We start from the raw sequence: 18,591 nt of genomic DNA, 5'->3' as shown, positions 1-18,591 counted from the left end.
AGGGACTGCGGACCATCAAACGCCGGCAAGGCGCTCCGGCAGGGTCTCCTGCCGGATCCAAGCTTTCATCGTTGCGGCGAACAGGTCCGGGTCTCTGGCGATCCAGCCGTGCCCGAGCCCCGGAACCAGGCGCGCCGTGCAGTTCGGCATCCTGTCCTGAAAGACCGGCAGGGACGCATTGATCGCGCTGTGTTCCTTCTCGCCGGCAATCACGAGCGTCCGGACCGGGACGTCCGGCAGATCCGCCCGGACGTCGAACGCCAGAGCATCCGCGCCGATTTTCCGCATGGTGGCGGCGGAGGCGTTCGCTCTTCTGTCCGGTTGACTGATCAGCCGGACATCCATGATCCCCATCGAACGGGCCATCTTCTCCCGGGAGCGCTTCGACGCCATCATCCAGGAAGACACATGCATCATGGTGCGCAGAAATGCCGAGGAGGGAATGGGATCGCATTGAAACCCGCTCAGGACGGCGGTCCGCACGAGGCCGGGATGCCGCGCCATGAGCTTGAAGCCGATGTAGGAGCCCATCGACAGACCGGCGATATCGACAGGCGCGCCGCCGAGCGACCCGATGACGTCGGCCACGGCATCGCCTGCCTGAGCAAAATCGGTGACCTCGACTGCCTTGCTCTTTCCGTGTCCCGGCAGATCGATGCAGATGCAATTGAACTCCGGAAGCCGTTCGGTGGCGGCAATCCACATGCGCCGGTCGAATCCCGCGGCATGCAGAAAGACGATCGCCGGGCCGTCTCCGGGTTTCGTTTGGCTGAAATGCAACATTCTTTCTGACCGCCCGTATCCGTAGTTCTGTCGGGTCGGGCTTGTAGCGCATTTTCGTGCGCTTTGGCCGGAAATCCGCGATCGGTTTGCAGTTTCTTTCCGGGCCGGGTGGCTGCCGGCGCCGGAAAGTCCGTTCTGCTTTGACAATTGTCTTTCGAGCGGCGATACCTCGAACCATGTCTGATATTCAAGTCAAGATCTGCGGTCTTTCGACCGAAGCAACCATGGAAGCCGCGCTTGACGCGGGGGCGGATATGGTCGGGCTGATGTTCTATCCGAAAAGCCCGCGGCATGTGTCTCTTACCCAGGCGTGCAAACTGGCCGACATGGCCCGCGGCAGGGCGGAAATCGTTGCGGTGACCGTCAATATGGATCTGGATGGACTGTCGCGGATCAACGAACTGGTTGCACCCGATACCTTCCAGTTTCACGGCAGTGAAACCCCGGAAGCATGCGCCGCGGTCAAGGTGATGCAGGGAACCGGGATCATGAAGGCCGTGGCGGTTTCGGAAAAGGCGGATCTCGAAGAGGCGCAATATTATGCCATCGTCGCGGACAGGATCCTGTTTGATGCCAAGCCGCCGCAGGGATCGGATCTGCCTGGCGGCAACGGCGTCTCCTTCGACTGGACGCTGCTGAAAGATCTTGACCTGAAGAAGCCCTATATGCTTTCCGGGGGACTGAATGCGGCAAATGTCGCGGACGCCATCCGGCTGAGCGGGGCAAGGGCGGTCGACGCCTCCTCCGCTGTCGAGCGGGAACGCGGCGTCAAGGACAACGATCTGATCCGCGCTTTTGTAGCTGCGGCCAAAAACGCCTGATATCCGGGCACGATATCTGCCGGCGGCAAGGAGATTTAGCGTGAACGACATGGCGAACAGCATCCGGACCGGTCCGGACGAACGCGGGCATTTCGGCATTTTCGGTGGCCGCTATGTGGCCGAGACCCTGATGCCGCTGATCCTGGATCTGGAACAGCACTACAAGGACGCCCGGAACGACCCGGCCTTCCATGCCGAGATCGAGAATCTCAACAAGCATTACACGGGCCGCCCTTCGCCACTCTATTTCGCCGAACGTCTGACGGAAGAACTCGGCGGAGCGAAGATCTATTTCAAGCGCGACGAGCTGAACCACACGGGATCCCACAAGATCAACAACTGCCTGGGCCAGATTCTTCTGGCCAAGCGCATGGGCAAGACCCGCATCATCGCGGAAACCGGCGCCGGCCAGCATGGCGTTGCCACGGCCACGGTCTGCGCCCGCTTCGGACTTCCCTGTGTCGTCTATATGGGCAAGACCGACGTGGAGCGGCAGAAACCCAACGTCTTCCGCATGAAGCTTCTGGGCGCGGAAATCGTTCCGGTGACCGCCGGAGCCGGCACGCTCAAGGACGCCATGAACGAGGCCCTGCGCGACTGGGTCACCAATGTCGATGACACCTATTACCTGATCGGCACCGCGGCCGGCCCCCATCCCTATCCGGAAATGGTGCGCGATTTCCAGTCGGTGATCGGCAAGGAGCTGCGCGAGCAGATGATGGAAGCCGAAGGCCGTCTTCCGGACGCGCTGGTGGCCGCCGTCGGCGGCGGTTCCAACGCCATCGGCCTGTTCCACCCCTTCCTCGATGACAAGAACGTAAAGATCTACGGTGTCGAAGCCGGCGGCCGCGGTCTGCAGGGCGAAGAGCATTGCGCCTCGCTGACGGCGGGAAAACCCGGGGTTCTCCACGGCAACCGGACATATCTGCTGCAGGATGACGACGGCCAGATTCTCGAAGGCCACTCGATTTCCGCCGGTCTCGACTACCCGGGCATCGGGCCGGAGCACTCCTGGCTGAAGGAGATCGGTCGCGTCGAATATGTGCCGATAATGGATACCGAGGCGCTGGAGGCCTTCCAGCTTCTGACCCGCGTCGAGGGCATCATTCCGGCGCTCGAGCCCGCCCATGCCCTGGCCCATGTGGTCAAGCTGGCGCCGCAGATGGACAAGGATCAGATCCTGGTCATGAACCTGTGCGGCCGCGGCGACAAGGATGTCTTCGCTGTGGGCGAAATGCTGGGCTTCGACCTTTAGGGCATCGGCCCTATTTTCCGGACCGGATCGGGCCGTGCGTTCTGGCAACGCGCGGCCCTTGCCTTGCCGGGATCGGTCGGGCGATCATCACCTCTTCAAGAAGCTGTTGCCGTCCACGGGCATCCAGATGCTCTGCCTGCCGGAGCGGGTTGGACGCCGTGGTCCGGTCCGAAGCGCGGTTCTGGCCGGAGTGTGCGGAAAATCCCGAACGGAAGTCCTTCATGCGCCGCCAGAGTTTTTCACCCAGGGGCGTGGGGGCAGGCTCGAAGAGGGAATGGGCCATTTTCAGCTCCGTTTTTTGGTTGATGGCTAACGACTGCACCTAAAATAGGCGCACATAGTGCATTTTTCCAGTCAAAATTTTTGCTTGGTGCGACGATCAGCCATGCAGGAAAGGCAAGGCTGCTCCCGGCCGCCCGATCCTCCGGTCTGCCGCCCGGAACGCACCGGTTTGCGCATTGATAGATTGACAGGGCGCATGTGCCCCCCGTACATCGCAGGGACGAAATCAGGCCTGCGGGAATTGAAGCGGGCGCAGGAAGGGTAGCAGTGCATGACGCAAACGCGCATCGACCGCCGTTTTAAGGCCTGTGCGGACGCAGGCCGGCCGGCTCTCGTCACCTTTATTACCGCAGGCGATCCGGATCCGGACACGTCCCTGGCCGTTCTGAAGGCGCTCCCGGCCGCCGGTGCCGACGTCATCGAGCTCGGCATGCCCTTTTCCGATCCCATGGCCGAAGGCATACCGATCCAGCTCGCCAACCAGCGCGCGCTGGCCGCCGGCCAGACCATGGAAAAGACCCTCGACATGGTGCGCGCCTTCCGCGAACAGGATCAGGACACGCCGATCATCCTGATGGGCTACTACAATCCGATCTATGTGCGCGAACCGGTGAAATTCGTGCAGGTTGCCAGGGATGCCGGCGTCGACGGTTTCATTATCGTCGATATTCCGGCGGAGGCCGATGACGAGTTGTGCATTCCGGCAATGGAGGCCGGACTGAATTTCATCCGCCTGGCGACGCCCACGACGGACGACAAGCGGCTTCCTGCCGTTCTGGCCAACACCTCCGGTTTCGTCTATTACGTATCGGTCACCGGCATTACCGGCGCCGATATCGCCGATACGGGCCGGGTCGCGGATGCGGTCAACCGGATCAAGAGCCATACGAACCTGCCCGTAGCCGTCGGTTTTGGCGTCAAGACGGCGGAACAGGCGGCCGTGATCGGCAAGGATGCCGACGGTGTGGTCGTCGGTTCGGTTCTGGTCAATGCAATTCGCGAGAGCCTGGACGACACCGGCAAGGCGACCGGCGGAACCGTTCAGGCGGTTGCGGACGTTGTCACCGGTCTCGCCGCCGGCTGCGCCCGGGCCCGCAGGGCCTGATCCGGCTGCCGGAATTGAAGGAATTGCGGCGGACCCCATATTTCCGCCAGTTGGTAACCGAAGCGATTGCGGAGACAGCCGGGCCGGTGGGCCGGGCGGATCCCGGAAAAGCTCAAAGAAACGGACACGTGAAACGTGAACTGGATCAATTCTATCGTACGCCCCAAGATCCGGGATCTTTGGAAAAAACGTGAAGTTCCGGAGAACCTCTGGATCAAGTGTCCGGAAACCGGCGAGATGGTGTTCCATCGGGATCTGGAAGCCAATCTCTGGGTCATTCCCAATTCCGGTCACCACATGCGCATGCCGGCGCGCCGGCGGCTGGAGTCCTTTTTCGACGATGGCCAGTACACGCGTCTCCAGACGCCGGAGGTCCACGCCGATCCGCTCAAGTTTCGCGACAGCAAGCGTTACACCGACCGCCTGAAGGAAGCCCGGTCCAAGACCGGTGAGGACGAAGCCATTCATGTTGCCCAGGGCAAGGTCAACGGAATGGACATCACCGCTGCCGTTCAGGACTTTGCCTTTATCGGTGGTTCTCTGGGCATGGCGGTCGGCGAAGCCATACTGACCGGCATGCTCAAGGCCGTGGAAGACAAGACTCCGTTTGTCATGTTCGTGGCCTCCGGCGGCGCCCGCATGCAGGAAGGCATCCTGTCGCTGATGCAGATGCCGCGCACGACTGTCGGTGTACAGATGCTGCGGGAAGCCGGACTGCCCTATATCGTGGTGCTGACGAATCCGACCACCGGCGGCGTTTCCGCCTCCTATGCCATGCTCGGCGATGTGCAGATATCCGAACCCGGAGCCCAGATCGGCTTTGCCGGCCGCCGGGTGATCGAACAGACGGTGCGCGAGAAACTGCCGGACGATTTCCAGACCGCGGAATATCTTCTCGATCACGGCATGATCGACATGGTGGTGCCGCGCCAGCAGATGAAGGACACCGTTGCCCGGATCTGCGGCATTCTCATGAAGCGGGAAATCCAGCTTCCGCAAATGGCGCTCGAGGCGCCGGAACAGACGGAGTCCGAGACCGAGGTGGATCCGGCCGTACCGGCTGAATCCGCTGTCAAGGAAGCCGAAGCGGCCAAATAGGCGCTTCCGTTTACCCTGTAGTGTCGCGAAAGCGGCATGAGAGGACAAATTCGCGCTGTCCGCTTGTCAGCTGGCCGGTCATCTCGTAAACGCGTATCTCATGCTGAACACGGGCCCGGACAGTCCCGCGGAGGGCGCATTGGATCAAATCACCAAAATCCTCGATCGCCTGCTCGCGCTGCACCCGAAGGAGATCGATCTCTCGCTCGGGCGCATGCATCGGCTGCTTGCGGCGCTCGGCCACCCGGAAAGGCATCTGCCGCCGGTCATCCATATCGCCGGAACCAACGGCAAGGGCTCCGTGACCGCCACCATGCGGGCCGTACTGGAAGCCTCCGGAAAGCGCTGCCACGTCTACACCTCGCCGCATCTGGTCTCCTTCAACGAGCGTATTCGGCTCGGCACGGACGGACGGTTCGTCTCCGACCCCATGCTTCAGGACGCGTTGCAGCGTTGCGAGGAAGCCAATGGCGGCGAGGAAATCACCTTTTTCGAAATCACCACCGCCGCCGCCTTTGTGCTCTTCGCCGACAATCCGGCCGATGTGCTGCTTCTGGAAGTCGGCCTTGGCGGGCGCCTGGACGCGACCAATGTCATCGACCGGCCGCTGGCAACCGTCATTACGCCGGTGTCCATGGATCACGAGAAGTTTCTTGGCAATGATGTGGCCGACATCGCCGCTGAAAAGGCCGGCATCATCAAGCAGGGTGTGCCGGTCGTTTGCGCGGCGCAGGAAGACGCGGCTCTCAGGGTGATCGGGCGTCAGGCGGCGCGCAACCGGGCACCTCTCGAGGTTTTCGGTCAGGATTTCGTGGCCCTGGAGGATCAGGGCCGAATGATCTACCAGGACGACGACGAGCTGATCGACCTGCCGCCGCCGGTGCTGAACGGCCGCCATCAGTTCGCCAATGCCGGTCTGGCGCTGGCAACCCTCAAGGCTGCCGGACTTCTGCCGGAAGAGGCGGTCATTGCCGGCGGCCTGAAGTCGGTCAACTGGCCGGGACGCCTCCAGCCGGTCACCCATGGACCGCTCCACGATCTGTGTCCGGAGGATGCGGAAGTCTGGGTGGACGGCGGCCACAATCCGGGAGCCGGTATTTCCATCGCTCAGTTCATGGGCGAGCAGGAGGAACGCGCTCCCCGCCCGCTCTATCTCGTCTCCGGCATGCTGACCACCAAGGATCCGGTTGGTTTCTTCCGCCCCTTTCACGGTCTGGTGCGCCATGTCTGCACCGTGCCGATTTCCTCGACAGCGACGGCAAGAACGCCGGAAGACCTCGCCGACCACGCGCGATGCGCGGGCCTGGAGGCAACGCCGTTCCAGACACTGGACGCAGCGCTTGCCGATGTGGCAGCCTGTGCCGCGAAAGACGGCGAGCCGCCGCGGATCCTGATTTGCGGATCGCTCTATCTTGCCGGCGAGGCTCTGGCGCGCAACGGGACGGCGCCCGAGTGAAGACCTGTGCGTTCATGGTGCCGGAGCTTGCTGTGGCGCGAAGGAGATCAACTTGATGCATTCCTTGTTCAAGGTACCGGTCTGGTTTGCCGGACTGGCTGCCGGCGCCGTGGCGACAGTCGGCGTTTCCCTGGCACTGACCGGACAGTATGAGACCCCGCCGGAACAGGACCCGGCCGTGGTGCTGCACGGCAAGGACCAGGGCCCGGGCTACGCCGTTCTGGCCCCGGTCCGCGGTGACGGGTTCCTGCGCATTTACCAGCTTCAGACGGATCTCGGCGTCGAGCGGGTCGAAGGCGACGGTCTGCTGAAACTCAGGCTGGCCGAGATCGCCGCCCTGGTCGGACTGGAAAGCCTCAAGAATGATGCGAGTTTCGTGGACGGTCTCAAGCAGGCGGCAATGAAGCCGGTCGAATTCGTCGAAAGCACGGTGACCGACCCGGTCGGCACGGCGAAGAGCACGGTGACCGGCGTGGGGCGCATGTTCGGGCGTCTGACAAAAGGCGTGGAGTCGGTGGTGAGCGGCAAGGGAGGCTCTCCGGCGGACCTGGCGAAGGCGATCACCGGTCAGGCCCGTGCCCGGCGCGAACTGGCGGTCGATCTGGGTATGGATCCCTATACGTTCTACCGTCCGCTTTCGGAAAAACTCGATGAAACCGCCAGCGTCACCACGGCGGGAAACTGGACGGTCACGGCGATCACCAGCCTGCTGCCGGGCGGTCTGATCGTGAACACCGCCCGCACCGCGGACAATTTCCGTACGATGATCGTCGACAGCTCCCCGGCCGAACTGGAGCAACGCACGGCGGAAACACTGCGCAAGGCAGGGGTTTCCGAGGTGACGATCGGGAAGATCGCCGCAAATCCGTTCTTCACGGAGGGCGAAAAGGCGGTCATCGCCTATCAGCTTCTGGCCATGCCGGGGGTTCAGGATCTCGACATCGTCGCCGCGAAGGCCGCCGAGGCGGAAAGTCGGGAGGTCGCCTATTTTCAACTTCGGCGGGTCGTCCTGCTGGAAACCTACAACAGGACCGTCTCAGGTCTCGGCCAGATCAAGCTGGTCTCGGGCATCCCGGTCGCCATCAGGCGCGATGGACTCGCGGCCATTGTCATGCCGCTCGACATGGTGGCCTGGACGCAGACCGTGGCGCAGGCCTTTTCCGCCATGCATGAAGGCCTTGGCAGTCTGCCGTTCCCTCCCTCCGGCGTGGATTTCCTGATCACCGGCGACCTGACCCCCATGGCAGCCGAACGCCTCGCCTCCTTCGGCTGGTCGATCACCGGCAGCTATCCCATGCCGGCCGGGCCGGTGCATTGACCCGGCAGGAAGTCGTGATTATCCGGTTGGGAAAACAGATCCTTCAGACACATTCCAGGACCGGCCCGGACAGACCGGTTTCCCAGCCGAGAATGGCGCGCTTGCGGGTCAGACCCCAGTGATAACCGCCCAGCTTGCCGCCCTTGGCGAGCACCCTGTGGCAGGGAACCACAAAGGAAATCGGGTTGCGGCCGACCGCCGTTCCCACCGCCCGTGACGCCCTGGGACTGCCGATGTGCGTAGCCACGTCGGAATAGGTGGTCACCCGGCCCATCGGAATGTTCAGGAGCGTCTGCCAGACCCGGATCTCGAAATCCGTGCCGATCATGACGATGTTCAGGGGTTGGTCCTGCCGCCATTGTTGCGGGTCGAACACCCGGTCCGCATAGCCGGCAGTCGCCTCCTGATCCTGCACATAGGACGCCGCCGGCCAGCGACCGCACATGTCCTCCAGGGCGGAGTGTTCCGCGCCCGGATCGGCAAAGCCCAGCCCGGCAAGGCCCTTGTCGGTTGCCATGACCAGAACCTGCCCGAAGGGCGAGGCATGAAACCCATAGGCGATCGTCAATCCTCCGCCCCGGTTGCGATAGTCGCCCGGGGTCATGGCTTCATGGGTGACGAAAAGATCGTGCAGGCGGGATGAACCGGACAGGCCGACCTCATGGGAGGTATCCAGAACGCTGACAGAATCCCTGAGAAGCGCCTTGGCATGATCCAGCGTGATCGCCTGCAGGAACTGTTTCGGCGTCAGCCCGGCCCAGCGCGAGAACACCCTTTGCAGCTGGATCGGCTGCAGCCCCGCTTCCCGGGCCAGCTCTTCCAGCGAGGGCTGCTCGCGCCAGTCCCGCGTGATCCGTTCCAGTGTCCGGCGGACAACGTCATAATGCTCCGCGGCTTCCTCGCCGACGCAGATCGGCCTGGGTTCCGGTGCCAGGCCGGCAAGATCGATGGCTTTGGTCATGTCGGTTGCTTCGCTTTCTGCATTCGGGTCCGATCCTATCGGTCGCCAGCGGCGGAAGCGACCCGATTTGCGAGACAGGCAGGGCGACCTGCGAACCCGTGATTTCAGCAGTCAGGAATGACCCTTGTCTGCTGCAGGCGGCATTACCCCGTTTCCTGCTTGAACTCGCTTGCGGAGACCGCCGGACCCTTGCGGGTGGTCAGAAGCAGATTGGTTTCCGTCGCCGCGATGCCCTCGATCAGCCGGATGCGGTTCAGGGCGTCGTCGAAAGCGGAAAGATCCCGTGTCGCGATATCCAGGACAAGATCCCATTTGCCGTTGGTGGAATGAATGGCCCTGACTTCGGTCATCGCGCCCAGGGCGCGGATAGCGGGATCGGTGTTCCGTCCCTCCACCATGACGAGGGTGACGGCGCGGATGGGCAGGTCCCGCCAGTCGTCGCGCAGCACCGCCGTGAACCCCAGGATCTCCCCCGAGTCCATAAGCTTTTCCATGCGCGCGCGAACCGTGGCACGGGTGACCTTCAGGTCATTGGCCAAATCGGACACTGATCTCCGGCCGTCATGGCGGAGCAGGGTTATCAGGCGAAGATCCAGATCGTCCATTGTTTCACTTTGATCAATTAAGCCGATCAAAATGGTAATTTCTGCAGCGCATTTGATCAAGTGTCCGGATGTACTCCGCCACCGGGTTTCCGCAAAATTGTCCCTGCATTCGGATTCGTTCGGAGGACGTCGTGACTCTTGCCGGAAAACAGATCGTACTGGTTGGCGCGCCCGTCGATGAAGGCGCGGGACAGAGAGGTTGCCTCATGGGGCCGGACGCCTATCGCACCGCCGGCCTGATCGGCATGCTGGAGGCGCTGGGCCACTCGGTAGACGATCACGGCAATCTGGCGCCCGCGACGGTCGGCGCTTTGCGCCCGCCCAATCCGGTCCTGAAGAATTATCCGGCCTATGTCGCCTGGACGCGGGCGCTTCATGACAAGGCCGCGGATCTCGGCAGCGCGTCCGTGTTCCCGATCTATCTTGGCGGCGATCATGCTCTGGCGGCGGGAACCGTTTCCGGCCAGGCGAGAGCTGCGGCGGCGAAAAACCGGCCGCTTTTCGTTCTCTGGCTCGATGCCCATTCGGATTTCCACACCTTCCAGACCACGGCCAGCGGCAATCTGCATGGCACGCCTCTGGCCTTCCTGTGCGGCCTGCCCGGTTTCGACGATCTGCTCGGCTCGCCGTTTCGGCATGCCCTGAAACCGGAAAATGTCGAGATCCTCGGGGTCCGGTCCATCGACCCGGAAGAGCGCGACATGCTGCGGGAACTCGGGGTCGGCGTCAGCGACATGCGCCGGATCGACGAGGAAGGCATCGGCTCGCTGCTGCGGCCGTTCCTGGAGCGGGTGCGGGCCGCCGACGGCCTGCTGCATGTCTCTCTGGATGTCGATTTTCTCGATCCGGAAATCGCTCCTGCCGTCGGCACCACCGTTCCGGGCGGGGCCACTTTCCGCGAGGCGCATCTGGCCATGGAAATCCTGCATGACAGCGGCCTGGTGACCTCCCTCGATCTCGTTGAACTCAATCCCTTTCTGGATGAACGCGGAAAAACCGCGCGCCTGATGGTCGAGCTGGCCGGCAGTCTTTTCGGCCGCCGCGTGTTCGATCGCCCGACAAGAAGCTTCTAGAGGATCTGACAAATGTCACGCAGAACCACCACTCTGAAACCCTCCGATCTCGCCTATGTGCCTTTCGTCAGCGTCGACAACATGATGCGGAACCTGCGCGCCATTGGTGTGGAAACATTCCTGCGCGGTCTGGCGGATTACATCGAGCAGGACTTCCTGCGCTGGGAAAGCTTCGACAAGAAGCCGCGCATCCCGGCGCATGGGCCCCAGGGGGTGATAGAACTGATGCCGACCAGCGACGGCGAGACCTTCGGCTTCAAATATGTCAACGGCCATCCGGGCAACACCCGTGACGGCCTGCAAACGGTGACGGGTTTCGGCGTTCTCGCCAACCTGAAGACCGGCTATCCGGTTCTCTTCAGCGAAATGACGATCCTGACGGCCCTGCGCACGGCGGCGAATTCGGCTCTGGCGGCGAAATATCTGGCACCACCGCGCGCAACCACCATGGCCGTGATCGGCAATGGCGCCCAGTCCGACTTCCAGTGCCTGGCGTTCAAGGAACTTCTCGGCATTACCGACATCCGCGCCTATGACATCGAGAAGGCGGCGAGCGTGCGCCTTGCCCGAAACCTGCTGGACTGCGGGCTGAATGTGACCATCTGCAAGACGCCGGAAGACGCCATCGAGGGGGCGCAGATCATCACAACGGTGACCGCCGACAGGAAGCAGGCCACCATCCTGACCGACAACATGATCGGCGCCGGGGTGCACATCAATGCGGTCGGTGGCGACTGTCCCGGCAAGACCGAGCTGCATCGGGACATCCTCCTGCGCTCGGACATTTTCGTAGAGTTTCCCGACCAGACCCATGTCGAGGGTGAATTCCAGCAGCTCGACCGCGAGCATCCGGTGACCGAACTCTGGCAGGTCTATTCCGGCAAGGCCCCGGGCCGCACTTCCGACCGCCAGATCACCCTGTTCGACAGCGTCGGCTTCGCGATCGAGGATTTCGCCGCCCTGCGTTACCTGCGCGACCTTCTGCCGAAAACCGGTCACTTCGAAAAGCTGGATCTGCTGGCCGACCCGGACGATCCGCGCGACCTCTACGGCATGGTGCTGCGCTCCGCCGCCTGCGATGACGACAAGGCCGCATGACTGCGCGGGAGCGGCTACAGGCGCTGCTTGATGGTTTGGAAAGGCAGGAACCATGCGGCTCCGCCGTTGCCGTCACGAGAAACCTTCCGCTCCCGGACCTGAAATCTTAAGAAAATCCATGTTGTAAGAGGGCAGCTTTACGACCTGCCCCTGTTTTCCGAGGATTTTCATGACCTTCAAAGCCCTGGCTGTTTTGAGCATTGCCGTCTGTACCGCGACCTCAGCGCAGGCCGGCGGGCAGTATTTTTCCTTCAAGGACTGGAACGTGCAGATCGATACGGTCGACACGGGCGAAGACCTGCGCATCACCTGTTCGATGTGGACCGGCGGTGACGGCGATCCGACGGTCGGATTGTCGGTCTCCAACGGCGATGCGCTTCCGCCCGACTTTTTTCCGGGTGTCCAGCTGACCGAACGCGCCTTCCGCGGTCAGGCAACCCTTCTGCAGAACGATCAGAAGGTAAATTTCGTCTTCGATGACGGTGACAGCGCGCAGGCGACGGTGTTTGCCGGTTTCGACGAAGAGGGCTTTGCCTTCGCGGAAACGAATTTCCCCTTCGAGGACAACCAGCGTGTCCTGCAGGCCATGCAGCGCAACGGCCAGATCGACATCGTCGGGCCGGCCGGACCCGTTTACACCGCGTCCCTGAACGGCTTCAGCGCATCCTATCGCAAGATTGCAGAGCAGTGCGGCTTCACGGTCGACGGCGTGATCGGCGGATAAGCGGGCATGACCGGACGGTCATCCGGGACACACCCTAGGCGGGAACCGCTTCCAGGGCGCCGTCGATGTCGGCAATGACGGCCTCGGCGGCGGCGGCCGGATCGGCGGCCTGGCTGATCGGCCGGCCGACGACAAGATAGTCGCTGCCCGCCTGCACGGCCTCCGCCGGGGTCATGACACGGCGCTGATCGCCGGCGGCATTGCCCGGCGGGCGGATGCCTGGGGTCACGATGACCAGCTCGTCGCCGAGGATCGGCCGCAGCCTTCGGGTTTCCGTTGCGGCGCAGACGATCCCGCCCATATGGGCGTCTCTGGCATCCCTGGCACGCGCTTCGACCACTTCCGCGATCGGACCGCGGTATCCGGCCGCACACAGGTCCGCCTCATCCATGGAGGTCAGCACGGTCACACCCAGCAGACACAGGTCCGGATTGCCCTCCTGTGCCAGCCCTTCCACCGCCGCCCGCATGGTCTTGGGATAGGCATGCACCGTGACGAAGGTCATGCCCATTTTCGCGACGTTGCGCACCGCCTTGGTAATGGTGTTGTCGATGTCGTGCAGCTTGACGTCGAGGAAAATCTTCCGGCCTTCCGCTGCCAGATCGCGCGCGAATTCCAGCCCGCCGGCGAATTGCAGCTCCATGCCGATCTTGTAGACGCCGACCTTGCCGTCCGTCTGCTTCACGAGGGCTTCCGCCTCACGGACCGTCGGAACATCCAGGGCGAACACCAGGCGCTCGCGCGCGCTTGTGGGTGCGAAGCGGCTTTTCGGCATGAAGGGATCTCCTGACTGCGCTGGGGAATGATCCGTTCTTATCATTTCGGCGCCTCCGGCGCCAGATCCGCCCCCCGGGTTCCGGCAGTCGCGCCGAACGTCTCCCTGTCGTTCGCATGCTGCAGGTCGGCGTGAATGATCCCTGTTGCATCCGGCGCCGAAGAGGGGTGCTCCGGCACCTGCCGGACCATCGCACCGAAGTCTCTATTTCATTAGACGGTTCAGGCTGCTACAACACCGCCGGTTCGTCACCCTGAACGAGGACAACAGCCCATGCGCACGGCGAGTGTATCGCGCGATACGAAAGAAACCCGCATTTCGGTGGAAATCAACCTGGACGGCACGGGTGCCTATGACGTTCAGACCGGCATCGGGTTCTTCGATCATATGCTGGAGCAGCTTTCGCGGCATTCGCTGATGGACATCACGGTCCGCGCCGACGGTGACATGCACATCGATTTTCACCACACGGTCGAGGACACCGGCATTGCACTGGGCCAGGCGATTCGTGAGGCGCTGGGCGATATGGCCGGCATAAACCGGTATGCGGACACGCATCTTGCCATGGACGAGGCCCTCACCCGCTGCGCCCTCGACGTGTCGGGCCGGCCCTTCCTCGTCTGGGACGTGACCTTTGACCGGGACAAGATCGGTGAATTCGATACGGAACTGTTCGAGGAATTCTTTCGCGCCTTCGCCATGAATGCCGGCATCACCCTTCATGTCGCCAACCTTTACGGGTCCAATTGCCACCACATCGCGGAAACCTGCTTCAAGGCCGTTGCCCGTACGTTGCGCAAGGCGGTTGAAATCGATCCCCGGCAGGCGGATCGTGTCCCGACCACCAAGGGCCGGCTTGGCAGCTAACCAACGGATTGGCGAATGAGCACCTATATCGTTATGGCGCCGCCGGAATATGAGAATCTGGCTGGCGATCCCCGCCAGAGCGACCGGCTTGCCTTCGTGCCGGACGGCTTTTCCTTCCTTGCGTTCCTGTTCCCGCCCGTCTGGCTGCTTGTTCACCGCATGTGGCTGATCCTGCTCGGATATCTTGCGGTGACGCTTCTCATCGAAGTTCTGGCGCAGACCGTCGGCGCCGCCGCCATGGGGCTTGCCGCCCTGATCGTCTCGATTCTGTTTGCGCTGGAAGCGCAGGCGTTGCGCCGCTGGTCGCTGGAACGCAAGGGCTGGCGTGTGGTCGGCCTTGTCGAAGGCGACGGCAAGGCCGAAGCCGAATTGCGATTTCTACACAAGGCCGGCGCAGCCGTGACCGTCCCGGAACAAGGACAGGAACGGGAGCGCGGGCGTCCCGCTCCGATGCCGATTGTTCCGAGGGTCGGCAGCGAGCAGGTCGTCGGCCTGACGCTCGGTCCGGAGACCCGTCAATGACAATAGCGATTATCGATTACGGGTCGGGCAATCTGCGCTCGGCGGAAAAGGCGTTCGAGCGCGCTGCCCGCGCGCATGCCCATATGCCGGATGTGATCGTCACTGCCGATCCGGAACGGGTCTTGAAGGCCGATCACGTGGTCCTGCCCGGCGTCGGCGCCTTCGCCGACTGCAAGCGCGGCCTCTGGGCGGTCGACGGCATGCCGGAAGCGCTGGAAGAATGCGTCCGTGTCCGGGGCAAGCCGTTTTTCGGCATCTGCGTCGGCATGCAGCTCATGGCCGGTCGCGGGCTCGAATTCGAAACCGTTGAAGGACTCGGCTGGGTCGAGGGCGACGTGACGGCGATGAAACCCTCCGATCCGTCCCTGAAGATCCCGCATATGGGCTGGAACACCATCGATCTCCGGCCGGAAGGCCACCCGGTGTTCAAGGGCATCGAAACGGGGCCGGACGGCCTGCACGCCTATTTTGTTCATTCCTATCATCTTCAATGCGCCCGCGAGACCGACCGGCTGGCGACTTTCGACTATGCCGGAACGTTTACCGCCATGGTGGCGAGCGACAACATGATCGGAACCCAGTTCCACCCGGAAAAAAGCCAGCGGCTCGGCCTGGAGCTGATCGCGAATTTTCTGGACTGGACGCCGTAAAACTCAATTCGGGAGACAGACATGACGAAGGCCTACTGGATCGCACGGGTGGACGTGAACGATCAGGACGGATATCCGCAATATGTCGAAACGGCGAAACCGGCCTTCGAGAGGTTCGGAGCGGTCTTTCTGGCGCGCGGTGGCAAGACCAATGCCATCGAGGGGCCGGGACGGGCCCGCAACGTCATTATCGAGTTTCCCAGCTTTCAGCACGCCGTCGATTGCTATAACTCGCCGGAATATCAGCAGGCGGTGAAAATCCGTCAGAAAGTTGCCGATGGCGAAATCGTCATCGTTGAAGGAATTTAAGACAACATGATCCTCTTTCCCGCCATCGATCTGAAGGATGGCCAGTGCGTGCGCCTGAAGCTTGGCGACATGGACCAGGCGACCGTCTTCAACGACAATCCCGGAGCCCAGGCGAAAGCCTTCGAGGACCAGGGCTTCGACTGGTTGCATGTGGTCGATCTGAACGGGGCCTTCGCCGGTGAAAGCGTCAATGGCGCGGCGGTTGACGCCATTCTCTCGGCGACGAAGAACCCGGTTCAGCTCGGCGGCGGGATCAGGACCATCGATCATATCGCCGGCTGGCTGGAAAAGGGCATCACCCGGGTGATTCTCGGAACGGTGGCGGTGCGCGATCCGGATCTGGTGAAGGCGGCGTGCCGCAGGTTCCCCGGCAGGATCGCTGTCGGCATCGACGCCAGGGGCGGCCGTGTCGCCGTGGAAGGCTGGGCGGAAACCTCCGAACTCACGGCGGTGGATCTTGCCAGGCGCTTCGAGGACGCGGGTGTCTCGGCCATCGTCTACACCGATATCGACCGCGACGGCGTGCTCAAGGGACTCAACATTCCCTCCACGCTCGATCTGGCCCGGTCGGTCTCCATTCCGGTGATCGCCTCCGGCGGTCTTGCCTCCATCGACGACATCCACCGTCTTCTGGAGCCGGACTGTGCCATCCTGGAAGGGGCCATTTCCGGCCGCGCGCTCTATGACGGGCGTCTGGATCCGAAAGAGGCGATGGCGCTGATCGCCGCTGAGCGGAGCAAAGCCTGATGACCTTGAAAGCCCGTGTCATTCCCTGTCTCGACGTCAAGGACGGCCGCGTCGTCAAGGGCGTCAACTTTGTCGATCTGATCGATGCCGGCGACCCGGTGGAGGCGGCCAAGGCCTATGATGCCGCCGGGGCCGACGAATTGTGCTTTCTCGACATCACCGCCAGCCACGAGGGCCGCGACACGATCTACGACGTGGTCCGCCGCACCGCAGAAGCCTGTTTCATGCCGGTGACGGTCGGTGGCGGCGTGCGTTCGGTCGAGGATATCCGCAAGCTCCTGATCGCCGGCGCGGACAAGGTCTCCATCAACACCGCCGCGGTGACCAATCCCGACTTCGTGCGCGCGGCAGCCGAGAAGTTCGGCGCGCAATGCATCGTGGTGTCCATCGACGCCAAGCAGGTCAACGCTCCGGGCGAGCCTGAAAAATTCGAGATCTTCACGCACGGCGGCCGCAATGCGACCGGTATCGACGCGGTGGAATTCGCCAGAAAGGTCGTCGCACTCGGTGCTGGCGAGCTTCTGGTCACCTCCATGGACAGGGACGGCACCAAATCCGGCTACAATATCGCGCTGACACGGGCGATTGCCGACGCGGTGCCGGTGCCGGTCATCGCCTCCGGTGGCGTCGGGACGCTGGACCACCTGGTGGAAGGCATCCGCGACGGCCATGCCACCGCGGTTCTGGCGGCGTCCATCTTTCATTTCGGCGAATTCACCATCCAGGAAGCCAAACGGCATATGGACACCGCCGGTGTGCCGATGCGTCTCGATGCCTGACCCGAGGACCTAGCCTAATGACCAAGTTCACTCTCGACGATCTGGACGCCATAGTGGCAGCCCGCGCGCAAAGCAGCGACGAGATGTCCTATACGCGCAAGCTTGTCGGCAAGGGCGTGGCCAAATGCGCCCAGAAACTGGGAGAGGAAGCGGTGGAAGCGGCCATTGCCGCGGTTCGGGAAGACCGGGAAGAATTGACGGCCGAAGCCGCTGATGTGCTTTATCATTTACTGGTGGTCCTGAACGTCTCCAATGTTCCTCTGGGGGATGTCATGACAGAACTCGGCAGACGTACGGCCCAGACCGGTCTTGAGGAAAAGGCCTCCCGGCCGCAGGAATAACGACGGTTTCCGCGGTCAGCCGCAGCAGCAGGGACTGCGATAGAGATGGATCAGACAGTCGCCACGGCCCTGGACATGGATTTGTCCCCCTATCGGGTGTTCACCGAACGCCAGTGGGCCCGCTTGCGGGCCGACACGCCGATGACCCTGTCCGCCCAGGAGGTCGCCCAGCTGCAGGGCCTGAACGCGCCCATGTCCATCGAGCAGGTGGAGACGATCTATCTGCCCCTGTCCCGCTTGCTCGCCTTTTATGCGGAAGCCGCGGTGACCATCTACCAGGCCACCCAGAACTTTCTCCAGACGCGCGACGGCAAGACCCCCTTCATCATCGGCGTCGCCGGGTCGGTGTCCGTGGGAAAGTCCACCACCTCCCGCGTTCTGCGCGAACTTTTGGCCCGCTGGCCGGCAAGTCCCAAGGTGGACCTGATCACCACCGACGGGTTTCTTTACCCGAACGCGATTCTGGAAGCCGAGGGCCTGATGTCCAAGAAGGGCTTTCCGGAGAGTTTCGACCGGCCCCGGCTGCTGAAATTCCTGTCGGACATCAAGGCCGGCAAGCGCCAGGTCAGGGCGCCGGTCTATTCGCATTTCTATTACGACGTCATGCCGGGCCATACGGTGACCGTCGACAGGCCGGATATTCTGATCGTCGAGGGTCTGAACGTGTTGCAGACACGGGAACTGCCCAAGGACGGCCGCGCCGTGCCGTTCGTTTCGGACTTCTTCGACTTCTCGGTCTATATCGACGCGGACGAGAAACTGCTGCGCAAATGGTATGTTGATCGGTTCATGCGGCTGAGAGAGACGGCCTTCCGTGATCCCGGCTCCTACTTCCACAAGTATTCCCGCATTTCGGACGAGGAGGCTCAGGAGACTGCCCACCGGATCTGGAACGAGATCAATCTGGTGAACCTGCGCGAGAACATCCTGCCGACCCGGCCGCGGGCCGACCTGATCCTGTCGAAAAACGCCAGCCACCGGATTTCCAAGGTCGCGCTGCGCAAGATCTGACCTCCCCTGAA

Annotated in this window: 22 protein-coding genes; 17 read left to right on the top strand and 5 right to left on the bottom strand. The window is 62.6% G+C overall.

The genetic code is table 11. From position 1 onward, the window contains the following. Positions 1-15: 15 nt before the first annotated feature. Positions 16-783, bottom strand: coding sequence for an alpha/beta hydrolase (locus tag DCO57_RS08870; RefSeq protein ID WP_116698530.1), 768 nt, complete (start codon positions 781-783; stop codon positions 16-18). A gap of 176 nt (positions 784-959) precedes the next feature. On the opposite strand from DCO57_RS08870, the gene DCO57_RS08865 reads away from it, so the two are divergent. Together DCO57_RS08865 and trpB are read left to right on the top strand one after the other, a co-directional pair. Continuing rightward, positions 960-1,604 carry a phosphoribosylanthranilate isomerase gene (locus DCO57_RS08865; RefSeq protein WP_116698529.1) on the top strand — a complete coding sequence of 215 codons (645 nt, stop codon included), beginning with the start codon at positions 960-962 and terminating at the stop codon, positions 1,602-1,604. A 49-nt stretch (positions 1,605-1,653) separates the two neighbouring features. Next, the gene (gene trpB / locus DCO57_RS08860; protein WP_116698650.1) at positions 1,654-2,859 is read left to right on the top strand and encodes a tryptophan synthase subunit beta; all 1,206 of its coding nucleotides are present in this window, start codon (positions 1,654-1,656) and stop codon (positions 2,857-2,859) included. A 10-nt stretch (positions 2,860-2,869) separates the two neighbouring features. On the opposite strand, the gene DCO57_RS08855 is transcribed toward trpB, so the two are convergent. Next, entirely contained in the window at positions 2,870-3,142 is a 273-nt protein-coding gene (locus DCO57_RS08855) for a hypothetical protein (RefSeq protein WP_133192646.1), read from the bottom strand. A gap of 270 nt (positions 3,143-3,412) precedes the next feature. Here DCO57_RS08855 and trpA point away from each other — a divergent pair, with 270 nt between their 5' ends. From trpA to DCO57_RS08835, 4 genes are all read left to right on the top strand, one after another. Beyond that, entirely contained in the window at positions 3,413-4,246 is an 834-nt protein-coding gene (trpA, locus tag DCO57_RS08850) for a tryptophan synthase subunit alpha (RefSeq protein ID WP_116698527.1), read from the top strand. A 135-nt stretch (positions 4,247-4,381) separates the two neighbouring features. Continuing rightward, on the top strand, positions 4,382-5,344 hold the full coding sequence (gene accD / locus DCO57_RS08845; RefSeq protein ID WP_116698526.1) for an acetyl-CoA carboxylase, carboxyltransferase subunit beta: 963 nt from the start codon (positions 4,382-4,384) through the stop codon (positions 5,342-5,344). Positions 5,345-5,483: 139 nt separating this feature from the next. Then, positions 5,484-6,800, top strand: a complete 1,317-nt coding sequence (locus DCO57_RS08840; RefSeq protein WP_244287912.1) for a folylpolyglutamate synthase/dihydrofolate synthase family protein — start codon at positions 5,484-5,486, stop codon at positions 6,798-6,800. A 55-nt stretch (positions 6,801-6,855) separates the two neighbouring features. After that, positions 6,856-8,118, top strand: a complete 1,263-nt coding sequence (locus tag DCO57_RS08835) for a hypothetical protein (protein ID WP_116698524.1) — start codon at positions 6,856-6,858, stop codon at positions 8,116-8,118. A gap of 43 nt (positions 8,119-8,161) precedes the next feature. Here the strand turns inward: DCO57_RS08835 and DCO57_RS08830 are convergent, their stop codons facing one another. Then, entirely contained in the window at positions 8,162-9,079 is a 918-nt protein-coding gene (locus DCO57_RS08830) for a bifunctional helix-turn-helix domain-containing protein/methylated-DNA--[protein]-cysteine S-methyltransferase (RefSeq protein WP_116698523.1), read from the bottom strand. Positions 9,080-9,222: 143 nt separating this feature from the next. After that, on the bottom strand, positions 9,223-9,684 hold the full coding sequence (locus DCO57_RS08825) for an Lrp/AsnC family transcriptional regulator (RefSeq protein WP_116698522.1): 462 nt from the start codon (positions 9,682-9,684) through the stop codon (positions 9,223-9,225). A gap of 131 nt (positions 9,685-9,815) precedes the next feature. Here DCO57_RS08825 and rocF point away from each other — a divergent pair, with 131 nt between their 5' ends. The 3 genes from rocF to DCO57_RS08810 all read left to right on the top strand — a co-directional run bounded on the left by rocF (position 9,816) and on the right by DCO57_RS08810 (position 12,579). Continuing rightward, positions 9,816-10,757, top strand: a complete 942-nt coding sequence (gene rocF, locus DCO57_RS08820; RefSeq protein ID WP_279629133.1) for an arginase — start codon at positions 9,816-9,818, stop codon at positions 10,755-10,757. A 12-nt stretch (positions 10,758-10,769) separates the two neighbouring features. Further along, positions 10,770-11,855, top strand: a complete 1,086-nt coding sequence (locus DCO57_RS08815) for an ornithine cyclodeaminase (protein WP_116698520.1) — start codon at positions 10,770-10,772, stop codon at positions 11,853-11,855. Between the two features lie 169 nt (positions 11,856-12,024). Continuing rightward, a complete protein-coding gene (locus DCO57_RS08810) occupies positions 12,025-12,579 on the top strand; it encodes a hypothetical protein (RefSeq protein WP_116698519.1) in 555 nt (184 codons plus the stop codon). A gap of 34 nt (positions 12,580-12,613) precedes the next feature. Here DCO57_RS08810 and pyrF read toward each other — a convergent pair whose 3' ends face one another. Beyond that, positions 12,614-13,354, bottom strand: coding sequence for an orotidine-5'-phosphate decarboxylase (gene pyrF, locus DCO57_RS08805; RefSeq protein ID WP_116698518.1), 741 nt, complete (start codon positions 13,352-13,354; stop codon positions 12,614-12,616). Positions 13,355-13,627: 273 nt separating this feature from the next. Between pyrF and hisB the strand changes: the two genes are divergently transcribed. The 8 genes from hisB to coaA are packed head-to-tail and all read left to right on the top strand — an operon-like array spanning position 13,628 to position 18,580. Then, on the top strand, positions 13,628-14,221 hold the full coding sequence (hisB, locus tag DCO57_RS08800) for an imidazoleglycerol-phosphate dehydratase HisB (RefSeq protein ID WP_116698517.1): 594 nt from the start codon (positions 13,628-13,630) through the stop codon (positions 14,219-14,221). A 15-nt stretch (positions 14,222-14,236) separates the two neighbouring features. Further along, positions 14,237-14,743, top strand: a complete 507-nt coding sequence (locus DCO57_RS08795; RefSeq protein ID WP_116698516.1) for a DUF2628 domain-containing protein — start codon at positions 14,237-14,239, stop codon at positions 14,741-14,743. Further along, positions 14,740-15,393, top strand: a complete 654-nt coding sequence (hisH, locus tag DCO57_RS08790; RefSeq protein WP_116698515.1) for an imidazole glycerol phosphate synthase subunit HisH — start codon at positions 14,740-14,742, stop codon at positions 15,391-15,393. The genes DCO57_RS08795 and hisH overlap by 4 nt, the downstream gene beginning before the upstream one ends. A 21-nt stretch (positions 15,394-15,414) precedes the next feature. Continuing rightward, entirely contained in the window at positions 15,415-15,702 is a 288-nt protein-coding gene (locus DCO57_RS08785; protein WP_116698514.1) for a DUF1330 domain-containing protein, read from the top strand. A gap of 6 nt (positions 15,703-15,708) precedes the next feature. After that, the gene (gene hisA, locus DCO57_RS08780) at positions 15,709-16,449 is read left to right on the top strand and encodes a 1-(5-phosphoribosyl)-5-[(5-phosphoribosylamino)methylideneamino]imidazole-4-carboxamide isomerase (RefSeq protein ID WP_116698513.1); all 741 of its coding nucleotides are present in this window, start codon (positions 15,709-15,711) and stop codon (positions 16,447-16,449) included. Beyond that, entirely contained in the window at positions 16,449-17,228 is a 780-nt protein-coding gene (hisF, locus tag DCO57_RS08775; protein WP_116698512.1) for an imidazole glycerol phosphate synthase subunit HisF, read from the top strand. Before hisA ends, hisF begins: the two co-directional genes overlap by 1 nt. A 17-nt stretch (positions 17,229-17,245) precedes the next feature. Continuing rightward, complete coding sequence (locus tag DCO57_RS08770) at positions 17,246-17,569, top strand: phosphoribosyl-ATP diphosphatase (RefSeq protein WP_116698511.1); 324 nt, start codon at positions 17,246-17,248, stop codon at positions 17,567-17,569. A 45-nt stretch (positions 17,570-17,614) separates the two neighbouring features. Beyond that, complete coding sequence (gene coaA, locus DCO57_RS08765; protein WP_116698510.1) at positions 17,615-18,580, top strand: type I pantothenate kinase; 966 nt, start codon at positions 17,615-17,617, stop codon at positions 18,578-18,580. The last annotated feature ends 11 nt before the right edge of the window (positions 18,581-18,591 follow it).

The organism is Labrenzia sp. 011 (assembly GCF_003075075.1).
GTDB lineage: Bacteria > Pseudomonadota > Alphaproteobacteria > Rhizobiales > Stappiaceae > Roseibium.
The sequence above is the reverse complement of the archived record's forward strand: the minus strand, read 5'-3'. Positions and strand labels throughout refer to the sequence as shown.